The following is a 15,078-nucleotide window of genomic DNA, read 5'->3' as shown; positions in this document are numbered from 1 at the left end:
AATGGAAAAGACATATAACCCGCAAGATATCGAGCAGCCGCTCTACGAGCACTGGGAACAGCAGGGCTACTTTAAACCGAATGGCGACACCAGCCAGGAAAGCTTTTGCATCATGATCCCGCCGCCGAACGTCACCGGCAGCTTGCATATGGGTCACGCCTTCCAGCAAACCATCATGGACACCATGATTCGTTACCAGCGCATGCAGGGCAAAAACACCCTGTGGCAGGCGGGTACTGACCACGCGGGTATCGCTACCCAGATGGTGGTTGAGCGCAAAATTGCGGCTGAAGAGGGCAAAACGCGCCAGGATTACGGTCGCGAAGCCTTTATCGACAAAATCTGGCAGTGGAAAGCGGAATCAGGCGGCAATATCTCCCGTCAGATGCGTCGCCTCGGCAACTCCGTTGACTGGGAACGCGAGCGCTTCACTATGGATGAAGGGCTTTCCAATGCCGTGAAAGAAGTGTTTGTACGCCTGTATAAAGAGAACCTGATTTACCGTGGTAAGCGCCTGGTAAACTGGGACCCGAAACTGCGTACCGCGATTTCTGACCTCGAAGTTGAAAACCGCGAAACCAAAGGTTCGATGTGGCACATCCGCTACCCGCTGGCCGATGGCGCAAAAACCGCGGAAGGTAAAGATTACCTGGTGGTCGCGACCACCCGCCCGGAAACCCTGCTGGGCGATACCGGTGTGGCCGTCAACCCGGAAGATCCACGTTATAAAGATCTGATCGGCAAAGAGCTGATCCTGCCGCTGGTAGACCGTCGTATTCCGATCGTTGGCGATGAACACGCCGACATGGAAAAAGGCACCGGCTGCGTGAAGATCACCCCGGCCCACGACTTCAACGACTACGAAGTTGGCCGTCGCCATGCGCTGCCGATGATCAACATCCTGACCTTCGACGGCGACATCCGCACCACTGCGGAAGTGCTCGACACTAACGGTGAAGAGACTGACGTTTACAGCAACGCCATCCCGGCTGAGTTCCAGAACATGGAACGTTTTGCTGCGCGTAAAGCGATCGTCGCGGCGATTGACGCCCTCGGCCTGCTGGATGAGATCAAGCCTCACGATCTGACCGTACCTTATGGCGACCGTGGCGGCGTGGTGATTGAGCCGATGCTGACCGACCAGTGGTATGTGCGCACTGCCCCGCTGGCAAAAGTCGCGGTTGAAGCGGTGGAAAACGGCGACATCCAGTTCGTGCCGAAGCAGTACGAAAACATGTATTTCTCCTGGATGCGCGACATTCAGGACTGGTGTATTTCCCGTCAACTGTGGTGGGGCCACCGTATTCCGGCGTGGTACGACAATCACGGCAACGTGTATGTCGGTCGCACTGAAGAAGAAGTACGTCAGGAAAACAACCTTGGCGCTGACGTTGCGCTGCGCCAGGACGAAGACGTGCTGGATACCTGGTTCTCTTCTGGCCTGTGGACCTTCTCAACCCTCGGCTGGCCGGAGAACACCGAAGCGCTGCGTACCTTCCACCCGACCAGCGTGCTGGTGAGCGGCTTCGACATCATCTTCTTCTGGATTGCCCGCATGATCATGCTGACCATGCATTTCATGAAAGATGAAAACGGCAAACCGCAGGTGCCGTTCAAGACCGTGTATATCACTGGTCTGATCCGCGACGAAGAAGGACAGAAAATGTCCAAGTCGAAGGGTAACGTCATCGATCCGCTGGATATGGTGGACGGCATTTCACTGGAAGATCTGCTGGAAAAACGTACCGGTAACATGATGCAGCCGCAGTTGGCTGATAAAATCCGTAAACGTACCGAGAAGCAGTTCCCGGACGGCATCGTCCCATCAGGCACCGATGCGCTGCGCTTTACCCTGGCGGCACTGGCCTCGACGGGTCGTGACATCAACTGGGACATGAAGCGTCTCGAAGGTTATCGCAACTTCTGTAACAAGCTGTGGAACGCCAGCCGCTTTGTGCTGATGAACACCGAAGATCAGGATTGCGGCCAGAATGGCGGCGAAATGAAGCTGTCGCTGGCGGATCGTTGGATCCTCACCGAGTTTAACAGCACCGTAAAAGCCTACCGTGAAGCACTGGATAGCTATCGTTTCGATATCGCTGCCAACCTGCTGTACGACTTCACCTGGAACCAGTTCTGTGACTGGTATCTGGAGCTGACCAAGCCAGTGATGAACAGCGGTAGCGAAGCGGAACTGCGCGGCACGCGTAACACGCTGGTGACGGTGCTGGAAGCGTTGCTGCGCCTGGCACATCCGGTCATTCCGTTTATCACTGAAACCATCTGGCAGCGTGTCAAAGTGCTGAAAAATATCAGCGACGACACCATCATGCTGCAACCGTTCCCGCAGTACGAGGCGGCGAAAGAAGATGCGGAAGCGAAAGCGGATATCGAGTGGATGAAGCAGGCTATCGTCGCGGTACGTAATATCCGCGCCGAGATGAACATCGCCCTGAGCAAACCGCTGGATGTGTTGCTGCGTGATTGCTCACCGGCGGCGCTGCGTCGCGTGGAAGAGAACCGTAACTTCCTGTCGCGTCTGGCACGCCTGGAAAGCCTCACCATCCTGCCTGCGGGCGAGAAAGGCCCGGTATCGGTGACCAAGATCGTTGAAGGCGCTGAACTGCTGATTCCGATGGCGGATCTGGTGAACAAAGAAGCGGAGCTGGATCGTCTGGCGAAAGAGCTGACCAAGCTGGATGTTGAAATCGAGAAGATCCAGACCAAACTGGCGAACGAAGGTTTTGTTGCCCGTGCACCGGAAGCGGTGGTAGCGAAAGAGCGCGAACGTGCAGCTGAGCTGGAACAATCAAAAGCAAAACTGATTGAACAGCAGGGCGTGATTGCGGCATTGTAATCGCTTCAGGCCAACTGCTTAACCGAAGCCGGGCACTGCCCGGCTTTTTTCTATCGGATGAGATGCTAATGACCACTGTCACCCCGCTGGATCTTCAGGTACGTCCCATTACCGCAGCCGATAATCCGCTGATTGCTCGGGTTATTCGCGACGTCTCTGCCGAGTTCGGCCTGACTGCTGACAAAGGCTATACCGTGTCTGATCCCAATCTGGACCGGCTGTTTGAATTGTACAGCGAGGCGAACAGCGCTTACTGGATTGTCGAGCATCAGGGCAAAGTGCTGGGTGGCGGCGGTGTGGCACCCCTGGCGTGTAGCGCGCCGGATATTTGTGAATTACAGAAGATGTACTTTCTGCCGGAAGCGCGTGGTTTTGGCCTGGCCCGCGATCTGGCACTACGCGCGATGGATTATGCACGCCAGCAAGGTTTCCGTCGTTGCTATCTGGAAACCACCGCCAGCCTGACGCGCGCCATTAAGTTGTATGAATCGCTGGGTTTTACCCTGATTGATACCGCGATGGGCTGCACCGGGCATGTGGATTGTGAAGTGCGTATGCTGCGTACCCTGTAATCATTCCGTCCCGTAGCGGCGCGATTTATCATGCGGGTCGTAGCGGCGCGATTTATCGCGCGGGTTGTAGCGGCGCGATTTATCGCGCGGGTTGTAGCGGCGCGATTTATCGCGCGGATTTTATAAGGTTGGCACACCGCTGTGAAAACGCAGCTCGATATCCGGTTCGCTGATTAAGCGCCCTTCCGCCTCACCAATCGCGCGCACGCGTGGCGCAATATCTTTCGGCGAAATCTGCGCCGCCAGCGTCAGGTAATCCTGGTAATGACGCGCTTCGGAACGCAGCAGCGAGATATAAAACTTCTCCAGTTGCTCATCCAGATACGGTGCCAGGCTGGCGAAACGTTCACAAGAACGCGCCTCGATATAAGCACCGCAAATCAGCTTATCTACCAGGGTATCTGGCTCATGAGTCGTGACCTCACGCAGCAACCCTTTGGCGTAACGACTGGCGGTAATCTTGCGATACGGCAGACCGCGCGCCTGCATAATTTCCCAGACCTGATAAAAATGGTGCAGCTCTTCTTTAATCAGCAGCACCATCTTTTCCACCAGATCATCCGCCCACGGCAACTCATTACGCACGATGATGCTTTTGGTCAGATTTTTGTGGGCGTTGATAAAGTTGCTGTCGTGATCTTCGCCAAAAATAAAATCTTCGTAGGGCTTCAGCCACGCCAGAATAGCGTCACCACTCGGCTTGTCAGCCACATATTTACGAATCAACCAGACGGCGGTTTGCGCGGCTTTTAACTCACAAACCATATGATCGGTGAGTAGCAACGTCAGGTTTTCCGGCTTGCGTGCTTCATCAATCCACGCCTGTGGTGTGCGGCAATGCAGAAACTGATGGATAGGTTCTAATAGCGGGGCGTAATTCATGAATGTCTTTATCTGCGGGGAAAAAATACGGGCAGCAACGCGGCTGCCCGTTCATTTTTAGTGACGTACACCGTCGTCTTCATCATCAATGAAGTCGCCGTCATCATCTTCGTCTTCCGCGTCCGGGTCTTCGAAGTAGGTGCCCCAACCGTCGTAATCTACGTTGTATTTGCCCGCCAGATTCACCAGTTGCTCAACCTGCGCATCAATCAGCTCGGGTTTCAGCGCGGCTTCGCTCAGGATGTCGACACACATCACCGTGCTGCCATCTTCCAGCTCCAGCTCTTCCGGTTCAGTCACCTCATAACCCAGCTTGAAGGCATCTACCGCCGCTTTTTCCAGCGAGTCAAAATTGTTGCAGGAAAGATGGTGCTCGATGGTGTAGAGGGCATCAGGATCGCTGCCATCTTCCAGTAATTCATCAATGATCAACCGCGTCTCTTCGCGTTGTTCTTCCAGCAATGCTTCGTATGCCATGGGGATATCCTCAAAATGTTCGGCAATGAATGCAATTATTTTCCCACACTGCCTCGCGCGCCACTACTCAAAACAGAAAGTTTCTTAACGCCGGGGTTGAAAATGCATATTCATACGGTTAGATTGAATTTTAATTCATTTATGATCCCCACATGGAGCGCTGTATGAGTCAGCTGAACCAACGCCATTTCCTGAGATTGCTGGACTTCACCCCAGCAGAAATTGATTACCTGTTAAGACTGGCCGGTGAATTAAAACACGCAAAGAAAAACGCCAGCGAAACGCAGTACCTGAAAGGCAAAAACATCGCGCTCATCTTCGAAAAAGACTCGACTCGTACCCGTTGCTCTTTCGAAGTTGCCGCTTACGATCAGGGTGCTAACGTGACTTACCTCGGCCCAAGCGGCAGCCAGATCGGCCATAAAGAGTCGATGAAAGACACTGCGCGCGTGCTCGGACGTATGTATGACGGTATTCAATATCGTGGTTATGGTCAGGCGTTGGTGGAAACCCTGGCGGAACATGCCGGGGTGCCGGTCTGGAACGGTCTGACCACCGAATTCCATCCAACTCAGTTGCTGGCGGATCTGTTGACGATGCAGGAACATCTGCCACAAAAATCGCTGAACCAGATGACGCTGGTGTACGTTGGCGATGCGCGCAATAACATGGGCAACAGCATGCTGGAAGCAGCTGCGATGGTCGGGCTGGACCTGCGTCTGGTGGCACCGAAAGGCTGCTGGCCAGAAGAACAACTGGTGGAACAATGCCGCATCGCAGCGCAAAAAACCGGTGGCAAAATCACGCTGACCGAAGATATCGCCACCGGCGTGCAGGGTGCCGATTTCATCTACACTGACGTGTGGGTCTCGATGGGAGAAGACAAATCCGTGTGGTCTGATCGTATCGCGCTGCTGCGCCCGTATCAGGTAAACAGCGCGATGCTGGCGTTGACCGGCAATCCGCAGGTGAAGTTCCTGCACTGCCTGCCAGCGTTCCATGATGACCAAACCACGCTGGGACGTCAGATGGCTGAGCAGTATGGCCTGAACGACGGTATGGAAGTCAGCAACGAGGTGTTTGAATCGGCACACAGCATTGTGTTTGACCAGGCAGAAAACCGCATGCACACCATTAAAGCCGTGATGGTGGCAACGCTCGGCCAGCCCTGACTCAGGCGGGAGCAAACGATTACCTCGCGTGTGATTTTTGCTTGATGCAAAGCAGTGAATGCGTATAATGCGCCACAATTTGCCGGGAGGAAGCATGCAACAGCGCAGCGCACAATTTGACGCTCAATTACGCCAGAAAGCTGGCGGCGCACCTGTTTCTTTCCGTCATCAATCGATCGCAAATCAAGCCCCTTAAGCAGGGGCTTTTTTTTGTCCGTTATCCGGCAGCGCAGAGGAGAGAGCTATGGCCAACCCGCTATATCGTAAGCACATTATTTCAATTAACGATCTCAGCCGCGCTGAGCTGGAGCTGGTACTGCATACCGCCGCGCAGCTCAAGGCACACCCGCAGCCGGAATTGCTGAAACACAACGTCATCGCCAGCTGCTTCTTTGAAGCCTCAACGCGTACCCGTCTGTCGTTTGAAACCGCCATGCATCGCCTTGGTGCCTCGGTCGTCGGTTTTGCCGACGGCAGCAACACCTCGCTCGGTAAGAAAGGGGAAACCCTCGCCGATACCATTTCGGTGATTGGTACCTATGTCGATGCCATTGTGATGCGCCATCCACAGGAAGGCGCGGCCCGTCTCGCTACTGAGTTTTCCGGCGGCGTGCCGATTCTCAACGCCGGAGACGGGGCTAACCAGCATCCGACGCAAACCCTGCTCGATTTGTTCACCATTCGTGAAACCCAGAGCCGTCTGGATAACCTGAATGTGGCGATGGTGGGTGACCTGAAATATGGCCGTACCGTGCACTCCCTGACTCAGGCGCTGGCGAAGTTCGATGGCAACCGGTTCTTCTTTATCGCCCCTGATGCACTGGCGATGCCGTCTTACATCACCGATATGCTGGATGAGCAAAACATTCGCTGGTCGCGCCATGACAGCATCGAAGAGGTGATGCCGGAACTGGATATCCTGTACATGACGCGCGTGCAGAAAGAGCGTCTCGACCCGTCAGAATACGCCAACGTCAAAGCGCAGTTTATTCTGCGCGCCAGCGACCTGGTGGGCGCACGCGACAATATGAAGGTGCTGCACCCGCTGCCACGAATCGATGAGATCACTACGGATGTCGACAGCACACCGCACGCCTGGTACTTCCAGCAGGCCGGGAATGGCATCTTTGCCCGCCAGGCTTTGCTGGCTCTGGTACTGAATCGCGATCTGGCCCTGTAAGGAGGAAAACAGCATGACACACGATAACAAATTGCAGGTTGAAGCCATTAAACGCGGCACGGTGATTGACCATATCCCGGCGCAGGTTGGCTTTAAATTACTGTCGCTGTTTCGCCTGACCGAAACCGATCAGCGCATCACCATTGGTCTGAATCTGCCTTCTGGCGAAATGGGGCGTAAAGATCTGATCAAGATCGAGAACACCTTTCTCACCGATGATCAGATCAACCAACTGGCGGTGTATGCCCCTCATGCCACGGTCAACCGTATCGACGAATATGAAGTGGTGGCGAAGATCGCCCCGACGCTGCCGGATCGCATCGAACGGGTGCTGACCTGCCCGAACGGCAACTGTATCAGCCGCAGCGAGCCAGTGTTCTCCAGTTTTGCCGTGAAAAAGCGCGACGATGAAGTGCACCTGAAGTGCAAATATTGCGAGAAAGAGTTCGCGCACCATGTAGTGCTCGGTCACTGGTAATCGTCAGCATCGCCCCTATAATGGGGCGATCTTTTCATGCCGTCGGGAGCACTGGCGGCGCATTTTCTTAAGGAGAAACAATGTCTCGCGAAATCAGTACCGAAAAAGCACCGGCAGCGATTGGTCCGTACGTACAGGGCGTGGATCTCGGTAGCATGATCATTACCTCCGGCCAGATCCCGGTTGATCCGCAAACCGGCGCAGTGGCTGACGATGTGTCTGCTCAGGCGCGTCAGTCGCTGGAAAACGTGAAGGCGATTGTTGAAGCTGCCGGTCTGAAAGTGGGCGACATTGTGAAAACCACGGTGTTTGTCAAAGACCTGAATGACTTCGCCACCGTGAACGCAACCTATGAAGCGTTTTTCACCGAGCATAACGCCAGCTTCCCGGCTCGCTCCTGCGTGGAAGTGGCGCGTCTGCCGAAAGATGTGAAGATTGAGATCGAGGCGATTGCGGTTCGTCGCTGATGCCCCCCGTAGCGGCGCGATTTATCGCGCGGATTTTACCCGCATAGCGGCGCGATTTATCGCGCGGATTTTACCCGCATAGCGCACGAAATCGCGCGATAAATCGCGCCGCTACATCCTGGGTTATTTGACAGAACGCAGCAGTTTTTCCAACGGGCGCACTAACGCCAGCACCGTCTCATCCTGCACCAGGGCAGCGTCATCCAGTTTCTCTTGCATCTGCGCCACTTCTCCCGCGCCATACGCCTGATTACGCTCCAGCGTCGCGACCAAATCCAGCCCCATGCGGCAGAGAATTGCCACCTGCTGTACCTGCGGTTGCAGCGCATGCAGTTGATAGTTATGCAGCGTCAGCGGCAGCACCCGGTCGCTGTTACTTAGCCAGCGTTGCAATTGCTGGCGAATCACATTGGTGGCCTGCCGGTTGCCCCGATTAGCGATCAAGGCATCCACCTGCTTGTCCAGCAAACGCACCGCTTCGCTCTCGGCGGGCAGAACATCGGCCAGTCGGTTAAGCGGCTCGAAATAGTTATAGTGGCCTGCCTGGAATTTCAGATGCTGCCGCGTGTAATATTGTGCCGGTTCCAGCACCTCACTCAGCACGCGCAGTGGGGTAATATCGGTGCTGTTCGCCAGTCGCATCATCTGTACCTCCGCCTGCTGATGTTGTTGCAGACCAACGGATATGGCACCCCAGCGATCGATGGCGCTCAACCGCTGATACATATTATCGCTGTCATTCACATCGGCAGCAGACCACAGGCGTTCCGCCACCACAAAGGTTCGTGGCCACAGTTTGGTGTCAATAATCTGGCTATTGACGTTTTCCGCCCACAGCGCCGCTTCACCCCCTTTCAGGTTTTCACTTAACTGCTGCGGGCTGGGCAACGAAGGGGCAATCCCGCTGGGTACTTGCGCCAGACGGCCCCCCTCGGTGGGATAACGTACATTGCCCACCAGCATATATCCGGTCAGTTTGTTGTCCGTCAACGTCACCATCGGCTGCACTTCCCCCATCCAGGTATCCACCCGGAACGTGACCTGGCTGGATGACAACCAGTCAACCTGCTGCACCAGGCGCCGCGCTTTGCCGTTAAAGTCAATAAAACCGCGCCACCCCTCTTTTCCCTCAATCAGGGTGAAACTGCCCTTCACCGCGCTGCCTTTCAGACGTGGCAGGGTGAATGCCCAACTCTGTGCCTGCTCATCCGCCTGCACCTGATCCTCGCCGTTCAGCCCCTGCGGGAAAGGCTCATTACGATAGTGGTAAGCCGCAGGTTGTGGTTGATCAAGGTAGAAGCCGGTTGAAAGGATGCCGCGATAGTCGTTTTTCACCACCTCACCTAAGGCATCCTGCCCCTGCCACGACTGGATCAGAATGCTGCGCGGCAGATCGGGATGATAGATTTCGTCCCAGCCCACCATGCGACGTTGATGCGCTTCAAGAATCTTTTCCACCCGCTGATTAAACCAGGCCTGCAACGCATGGGCATCCTTTAACCCGTGATCGCGCATAAACTGTTGAATTTTAGGCGAGTCATTCCACTGCGCAGGATCAACCTCATCACCGCCAATATGCAGATACGGATCCGGGAAGATCGCTGCCACTTCCCCCACCAGCGTATCGATAAAGGCAAAAACCTGTTCATTGCTCGGATCGAGCAGCGGCTTAAATACCCCCCAGCCGCGCTCCATTGAGTACGGTCCCGGTGCGCTGATCAGCTCTGGCATCGCCACGGCGATGGCCGAAGCATGGCCGGGTAGATCGATTTCCGGGACAACGCGGATGCCACGTTGCGTGGCATATTGCACTACATCGCGCATCTGCTGCTGGGTGTAGTAGCGGCCATCACTGGCTTTATCCTGCAACTGCGGATAATGGCTGGAGGCAAAACGCCAGCCCTGATCGTCGGTCAGGTGCCAGTGAAAAACATTCATACGGGCTGCCGCGATGCCATCAATCTGACGTTTGATGGTCTCCACCGGCATAAAATGACGTGCGGAGTCGATCAGCAGACCGCGCCAGGCAAAGCGCGGTTGGTCATTGATGGTGACATACGGGATGACCGTGCCGCTTTCACTGTTCTCAATCAGTTGCAGCAGAGTCTCCATACCACGCATGGCACCGAAGCGTGTCTGCGCCTCGAGCAAGACACCATCGCTGTTCACCTCCAGCTGATAGCTTTCATCGCTGTCCGGTTGCGGTAAGGGGTCAACCGCCTCCTTGATTTGCACCCGGATAGTCGCCTTTTCATCCGATGCGTCCGTTGGCAACAACGGCCAGCCAGTTTGTCGCGCAATACGTCTGAGCCAGCGCGTCTCCGCCCCCTCCAGATGGTCCCCCGATATGTGTAGCGTCAGCTGTGGCGTCAGTTGATAGGCACCGCCGCTCCGAGGCAGCTCAACCTGTTGCGGCCAGGGCATCAGCGGCAGATCACCCGCCGGGGTGGCGAAAGCGGAAAAACTCACGGATAAACAACAGGCAAGCAGCGTGCGTTGCAGAGGCATGAAGGGCATCCTTGTTAACGATTGTCTGACCAAAGCGGGCAAAAGGCTCATTAAACCTGTTTCGCGTCGCACATCAAGTTGCAGAAAGCGGAACTATGGGCGGGTTAAAACTTTTTCAGTTTAGTCAGCGTTGCTGATTGCGCGCCTTTCAAACTTCCTTATTGCTTCTTTGCGCCATATCAAAAACCCTGCAATTAATTCTCAGGCAAACACCATATATAGCGATTACACTTCGTAAAAATCACAACATGTAGTTTCACGGAGAGTAAATGGCAACGGTAGTGATTAAGCGTGACGGCTGCAAAGTGCCGTTCGATGCCCAGCGCATTGCCTGCGCCGTACAGGCTGCGGCCAGTGCGGTACAGGTGAACGATGCGGCCTGGTGCGCCCAGGTTGCGGCAGAAGTGGAACAGCAACTGGCTGCACGCCACGAGGTGGATATCCGCGATATCCAATGCGCGGTCGAAGAGACGCTGATGAGCGGTCCGTGGCCGCAGCTGGCACGCGCCTATATTGAATATCGTCACGACCGTGACCTGGCGCGTGAACAGCGCGGGAAACTACATCACGCTATTCGTGGCCTGGTTGAACAAACCAATGCCGCGCTGTTGAACGAGAACGCCAACAAAGATAGCAAGGTGATCCCCACCCAGCGTGATTTGCTGGCAGGGATCGTCGCCAAACATTACGCGCAACAACAGATCCTGCCACGCGACGTGGTGCTGGCGCACGAACGCGGTGAGATCCACTACCACGATCTCGATTATTCGCCCTTCTTCCCGATGTTTAACTGCATGCTGATTGATCTGCACGGCATGCTAACCAACGGCTTCAAAATGGGTAACGCTGAGATCGAGCCACCCAAATCGATCGCCACCGCCACCGCCGTCACCGCGCAGATCATCGCCCAGGTCGCCAGCCACATTTACGGCGGCACCACCATTAACCGTATCGATGAAGTGCTGGCCCCCTTTGTCACCCTAAGCCTGGAAAAACATCGTGCTGTCGCCCTTGAATGGCAGATTGCCGATGCCGAGGCGTATGCCCGCGCGCGTACCGAAAAAGAGTGTTACGACGCCTTCCAGTCGCTGGAGTATGAGGTCAATACGCTGCATACCGCCAACGGCCAAACCCCCTTTGTCACCTTTGGTTTTGGCCTCGGTACCGACTGGGCGGCACGTTTGATCCAACAATCGATCCTGCGCAACCGTATTGCCGGGCTGGGCAAAAACCACAAAACCGCGGTATTTCCGAAGCTGGTATTTGCCATCCGTGAAGGGGTTAACCGCCGTGCGGGTGACGTCAATTACGACATCAAACAACTGGCGCTGGAGTGTGCCAGCAAGCGGATGTATCCCGATATCCTCAATTATGACCAGGTGGTGAAAGTCACGGGTTCGTTCAAGACGCCGATGGGTTGTCGCAGCTTCCTCGGCGTGTATGAAGAGCATGGTGAGCAGATCCACGAAGGACGCAACAACCTGGGCGTGATCAGTCTCAACCTGCCACGCATTGCGCTGGAAGCCCAGGGGGATGAGGCACGTTTCTGGTCGCTGCTGGATGAACGCCTGGCACTGGCGAAACGTGCGTTGATGACCCGTATCGCGCGGCTGGAAAAAACCAAGGCCCGCGTCGCGCCGATTCTGTATATGGAAGGTGCCTGTGGCGTACGCCTGAAGGCCGATGACGATATCGGGCCAATTTTCCGCAATGGCCGTGCCTCCATCTCCCTTGGCTATATCGGCCTGCATGAAACCCTCAATGCGTTGAGCGGTAACGAAGTGCATCCGTATGATGCCGATTATCTGCGCGCCAAAGGGGTGGCGATCGTCGCCCATCTGCGTCAAGCGGTGGATGCATGGAAAGCGGAAACCGGCTATGGCTTTAGCCTCTACAGCACGCCAAGCGAAAACCTGTGTGACCGCTTTTGCCGCCTTGATGCCGCCGAGTTTGGCGTGGTGCCGGGCGTCACCGACAAAGGTTATTACACCAACAGCTTCCATCTCGACGTCGAGAAGAAGGTTAATCCGTACGACAAAATCGACTTTGAAGCGCCTTACCCACCGATCGCCAACGGCGGTTTTATCTGTTACGGCGAATATCCCAATATCCAGCATAACCTCAAGGCGCTGGAAGATGTCTGGGACTATAGCTACGACCGCGTGCCCTACTACGGCACCAACACGCCCATTGATGAGTGCTACGAATGCGGCTTCAGCGGCGAATTCAGTTGCACCAGCAAAGGCTTTACCTGCCCCTGCTGCGGCAATCATGATCCGGCGCGGGTGTCGGTGACACGGCGCGTGTGCGGCTATCTCGGTAGCCCGGATGCACGTCCGTTTAACGCCGGTAAACAGGAAGAGGTGCAGCGCCGCGTGAAACATCTGGATACGGGACAACTGGGATGATGCATATCCATCGCTATTATGACGTCGATATTGTTAACGGTCCGGGCACACGCTGCACGTTGTTTGTCGCCGGTTGCGAACACCAATGTCGCGGCTGCTACAACCAAAGTACCTGGCGACTGGACTCCGGCGTGCCTTTCACGCTGGCGATGGAAGAACAGCTGATCGCCGATCTCAAAGATCGGCGCATTCCGCGTCAGGGATTGTCGCTCAGCGGCGGCGATCCGCTGCATCCCCATAACGTGCCGCATATCCGCCGTCTGGTGAAACGGGTGCGGCGTGAATGCCCCGATAAGGATATCTGGCTGTGGACCGGCTACCAGTTAGCGGAACTGAGCGCCGCGCAGCGGGAAGTGATCGCCGAAATCGACGTGTTAATCGATGGGCGATTTATCGAAGCGGAGAAAGATGCGCGGCTGCTATGGCGCGGCAGCCGCAATCAGAAAATCTGGTATCTACGCCAGCCACAGGGCGAGCACACCGACCAGCATTCCGCTGCAAGCGACGCCCAACAAGGCTATCCACAACGCGCGAGCCGGGAATGCCCGGTGCAGCATCAGTAATGAGGGGACGCTGACCGCTGGCAATGTCAGCAGCAATGCCAGCGCGGGCGCGATACCCATCCCGGCCAGCATCATGGTCTGGACAATCGGGATCTCTGCCGCAGTCGGGATGACAAACAGGCATCCCGCCACTGCCATCACCACCACCCAGAACAACGTGTTACCCACGGCCCCATCCGCATGCGGGAACAGCCAGACGCGGGCCGCGCCAAGCAGCAGCACCGCCGCCACATACAACGGGATGGTATTCCAGAACAGCCGCCACAGCACCCGCCACCAGCGCTGGAGAAAGGGTTCTTCCGGGGGGACCGATGCCCTGGCCTCAAGTGCACCGACTTTCTGCGGCACGCTACGTTGCACCAGCCAGGCAATGCCCAGCACCATGATGATCCCCGCCACCAGGCGGATGGCCGCGAACTGCCAGCCCAGGACAAAACCCATAAAAATCAGGGTGGCCGGATTCAGTATCGGGTTTGCCAGCCAGAATGCCATCGCCGCACCGCTGGAAACTTGCGACTGCCGCAAACCCGACGCAACCGGTGCGGCACAGCACGTACACATCATGCCAGGTAGCCCAAGCCCGGTGCCAATCAATGCGGAACCAAAACGGTTCTTGCCCATCAGACGCAACAGCCAGCTACGGGGGATCAGCACCTGTACCAGCGATCCGAGCAGTACGCCGAGTACCGCTGCTTTCCACACCGCCAGAAAATAGACCATCGCGTAATCCAGCGCGGCACGCCAGGGTGACGCATCCGCGTTGGCTAAAATCGATTTACCGATCGAATGAGTCTCTGCCGCCGTGAAGGCTTTGCCGTAGTAGGGTTGCCATTTGACGTACCAGAGGCCAACAATCACCACCAGCAGAAATAGCAGCGGTTTCCACCAGGCAAAACGCGTTGCCGCAGCAGTTGAAGTGAGTTGAGTCATGACAGGATTCCGTATTCAGACTGAATAACGAATGCCGTACCGGAGGCACGACGGATTAACCCGCGGCGGCACGATTTATCGCGCGGTTTTATCATCCATCGCGCACTAAATTGCGCGATAAATCGCGCCGCTACGGATAGAGGGTAGCAGAACGCTTAATCCGCGCGCTGCCAGACAATTTTTTTGCCAAACCCCAGCGCGTTATCCGTCATCTTCACTTCTTCCAGCACTATTTCCCACAGTGGAGCCGTGACGGCTCGCGAAATGGGGAAACGTTTCTGGTAGGCATGACGCGCCTGTTGCTCAGCTTCATCCCTTAAGCGCTGAATATGGCCGCGATATTGTACACCCTTAATCAGCAACACGGTTTTCGGCTGCCCGTTAACCGTGCCCGCCACGCGCGGATTAGCCAACATCAGTTGACCATGACGGGTATCTGGCTCGGTCATCAGCCAGAACACCATGCGGGATTCATCAAAAACATAAAAACAGTTGGCGCACCAGAGATCGTCACCGTCTGTCGCGCACAGCGACAGCGCATGCTGTTTCTTCAGGTAGCGAATCAGATGGGAATGGTCGGACAC

General features: G+C 55.8%; 13 protein-coding genes. 8 read left to right on the top strand and 5 right to left on the bottom strand.

The genetic code is table 11. The annotated features are described in order from the left end of the window. Position 1 precedes the first annotated feature (1 nt). Both AC6I8T_RS02860 and AC6I8T_RS02855 read left to right on the top strand, forming a co-directional pair. Positions 2-2,857, top strand: a complete 2,856-nt coding sequence (locus tag AC6I8T_RS02860) for a valine--tRNA ligase (protein ID WP_208724714.1) — start codon at positions 2-4, stop codon at positions 2,855-2,857. Between the two features lie 68 nt (positions 2,858-2,925). Continuing rightward, a complete protein-coding gene (locus AC6I8T_RS02855; RefSeq protein ID WP_021185764.1) occupies positions 2,926-3,429 on the top strand; it encodes a GNAT family N-acetyltransferase in 504 nt (167 codons plus the stop codon). 120 nt (positions 3,430-3,549) lie between these two features. Here the strand turns inward: AC6I8T_RS02855 and miaE are convergent, their stop codons facing one another. Continuing rightward, on the bottom strand, positions 3,550-4,311 hold the full coding sequence (miaE, locus tag AC6I8T_RS02850) for a tRNA isopentenyl-2-thiomethyl-A-37 hydroxylase MiaE (protein ID WP_208724713.1): 762 nt from the start codon (positions 4,309-4,311) through the stop codon (positions 3,550-3,552). A gap of 57 nt (positions 4,312-4,368) precedes the next feature. After that, entirely contained in the window at positions 4,369-4,788 is a 420-nt protein-coding gene (gene rraB / locus AC6I8T_RS02845; protein ID WP_013507725.1) for a ribonuclease E inhibitor RraB, read from the bottom strand. A gap of 164 nt (positions 4,789-4,952) precedes the next feature. Here rraB and argF point away from each other — a divergent pair, with 164 nt between their 5' ends. The 4 genes from argF to ridA all read left to right on the top strand — a co-directional run bounded on the left by argF (position 4,953) and on the right by ridA (position 8,085). Beyond that, positions 4,953-5,960, top strand: a complete 1,008-nt coding sequence (gene argF / locus AC6I8T_RS02840; protein ID WP_021185762.1) for an ornithine carbamoyltransferase — start codon at positions 4,953-4,955, stop codon at positions 5,958-5,960. A 244-nt stretch (positions 5,961-6,204) separates the two neighbouring features. Beyond that, positions 6,205-7,140: an aspartate carbamoyltransferase gene (gene pyrB / locus AC6I8T_RS02835; RefSeq protein ID WP_208724712.1), complete on the top strand. Its 936-nt coding sequence runs from the start codon at positions 6,205-6,207 to the stop codon at positions 7,138-7,140. Positions 7,141-7,153: 13 nt separating this feature from the next. Then, the gene (gene pyrI, locus AC6I8T_RS02830) at positions 7,154-7,618 is read left to right on the top strand and encodes an aspartate carbamoyltransferase regulatory subunit (RefSeq protein WP_021185759.1); all 465 of its coding nucleotides are present in this window, start codon (positions 7,154-7,156) and stop codon (positions 7,616-7,618) included. A gap of 80 nt (positions 7,619-7,698) precedes the next feature. Continuing rightward, a complete protein-coding gene (gene ridA, locus AC6I8T_RS02825) occupies positions 7,699-8,085 on the top strand; it encodes a Rid family detoxifying hydrolase (RefSeq protein WP_208724711.1) in 387 nt (128 codons plus the stop codon). 123 nt (positions 8,086-8,208) lie between these two features. Here ridA and AC6I8T_RS02820 read toward each other — a convergent pair whose 3' ends face one another. After that, positions 8,209-10,593, bottom strand: coding sequence for a beta-N-acetylhexosaminidase (locus AC6I8T_RS02820; RefSeq protein WP_208724710.1), 2,385 nt, complete (start codon positions 10,591-10,593; stop codon positions 8,209-8,211). Between the two features lie 269 nt (positions 10,594-10,862). Between AC6I8T_RS02820 and nrdD the strand changes: the two genes are divergently transcribed. After that, positions 10,863-13,001 carry an anaerobic ribonucleoside-triphosphate reductase gene (gene nrdD, locus AC6I8T_RS02815; protein WP_021185756.1) on the top strand — a complete coding sequence of 713 codons (2,139 nt, stop codon included), beginning with the start codon at positions 10,863-10,865 and terminating at the stop codon, positions 12,999-13,001. Then, positions 12,998-13,564 carry an anaerobic ribonucleoside-triphosphate reductase-activating protein gene (gene nrdG / locus AC6I8T_RS02810; RefSeq protein ID WP_208724709.1) on the top strand — a complete coding sequence of 189 codons (567 nt, stop codon included), beginning with the start codon at positions 12,998-13,000 and terminating at the stop codon, positions 13,562-13,564. The genes nrdD and nrdG overlap by 4 nt, the downstream gene beginning before the upstream one ends. On the opposite strand, the gene AC6I8T_RS02805 is transcribed toward nrdG, so the two are convergent. Both AC6I8T_RS02805 and AC6I8T_RS02800 read right to left on the bottom strand, forming a co-directional pair. Next, positions 13,457-14,494, bottom strand: coding sequence for a permease (locus AC6I8T_RS02805; RefSeq protein ID WP_208724708.1), 1,038 nt, complete (start codon positions 14,492-14,494; stop codon positions 13,457-13,459). The genes nrdG and AC6I8T_RS02805 overlap by 108 nt on opposite strands. 155 nt (positions 14,495-14,649) lie before the next feature. Continuing rightward, positions 14,650-15,078 (bottom strand): YhbP family protein, encoded by a 429-nt coding sequence (locus AC6I8T_RS02800; protein ID WP_021185754.1) that lies wholly within the window; start codon positions 15,076-15,078, stop codon positions 14,650-14,652.

The organism is Pantoea sp. X-Soil-OKNW-556, from assembly GCF_059730695.1.
This window is presented reverse-complemented; position numbering and strand designations above follow the sequence as displayed.

Excerpts from the sequence above, each read along its gene's own strand:
- pyrI (WP_021185759.1), top strand. The coding sequence starts at position 7,154 with ATGACACACGATAACAAATTGCAGGTTGAAGCCATTAAACGCGGCACG.
- nrdD (WP_021185756.1), top strand. The coding sequence starts at position 10,863 with ATGGCAACGGTAGTGATTAAGCGTGACGGCTGCAAAGTGCCGTTCGAT.
- rraB (WP_013507725.1), bottom strand. The coding sequence starts at position 4,788 with ATGGCATACGAAGCATTGCTGGAAGAACAACGCGAAGAGACGCGGTTG.
- AC6I8T_RS02805 (WP_208724708.1), bottom strand. The coding sequence starts at position 14,494 with ATGACTCAACTCACTTCAACTGCTGCGGCAACGCGTTTTGCCTGGTGG.
- pyrB (WP_208724712.1), top strand. The coding sequence starts at position 6,205 with ATGGCCAACCCGCTATATCGTAAGCACATTATTTCAATTAACGATCTC.
- miaE (WP_208724713.1), bottom strand. The coding sequence starts at position 4,311 with ATGAATTACGCCCCGCTATTAGAACCTATCCATCAGTTTCTGCATTGC.
- ridA (WP_208724711.1), top strand. The coding sequence starts at position 7,699 with ATGTCTCGCGAAATCAGTACCGAAAAAGCACCGGCAGCGATTGGTCCG.
- argF (WP_021185762.1), top strand. The coding sequence starts at position 4,953 with ATGAGTCAGCTGAACCAACGCCATTTCCTGAGATTGCTGGACTTCACC.
- AC6I8T_RS02820 (WP_208724710.1), bottom strand. The coding sequence starts at position 10,593 with ATGCCTCTGCAACGCACGCTGCTTGCCTGTTGTTTATCCGTGAGTTTT.
- AC6I8T_RS02860 (WP_208724714.1), top strand. The coding sequence starts at position 2 with ATGGAAAAGACATATAACCCGCAAGATATCGAGCAGCCGCTCTACGAG.
- AC6I8T_RS02855 (WP_021185764.1), top strand. The coding sequence starts at position 2,926 with ATGACCACTGTCACCCCGCTGGATCTTCAGGTACGTCCCATTACCGCA.
- nrdG (WP_208724709.1), top strand. The coding sequence starts at position 12,998 with ATGATGCATATCCATCGCTATTATGACGTCGATATTGTTAACGGTCCG.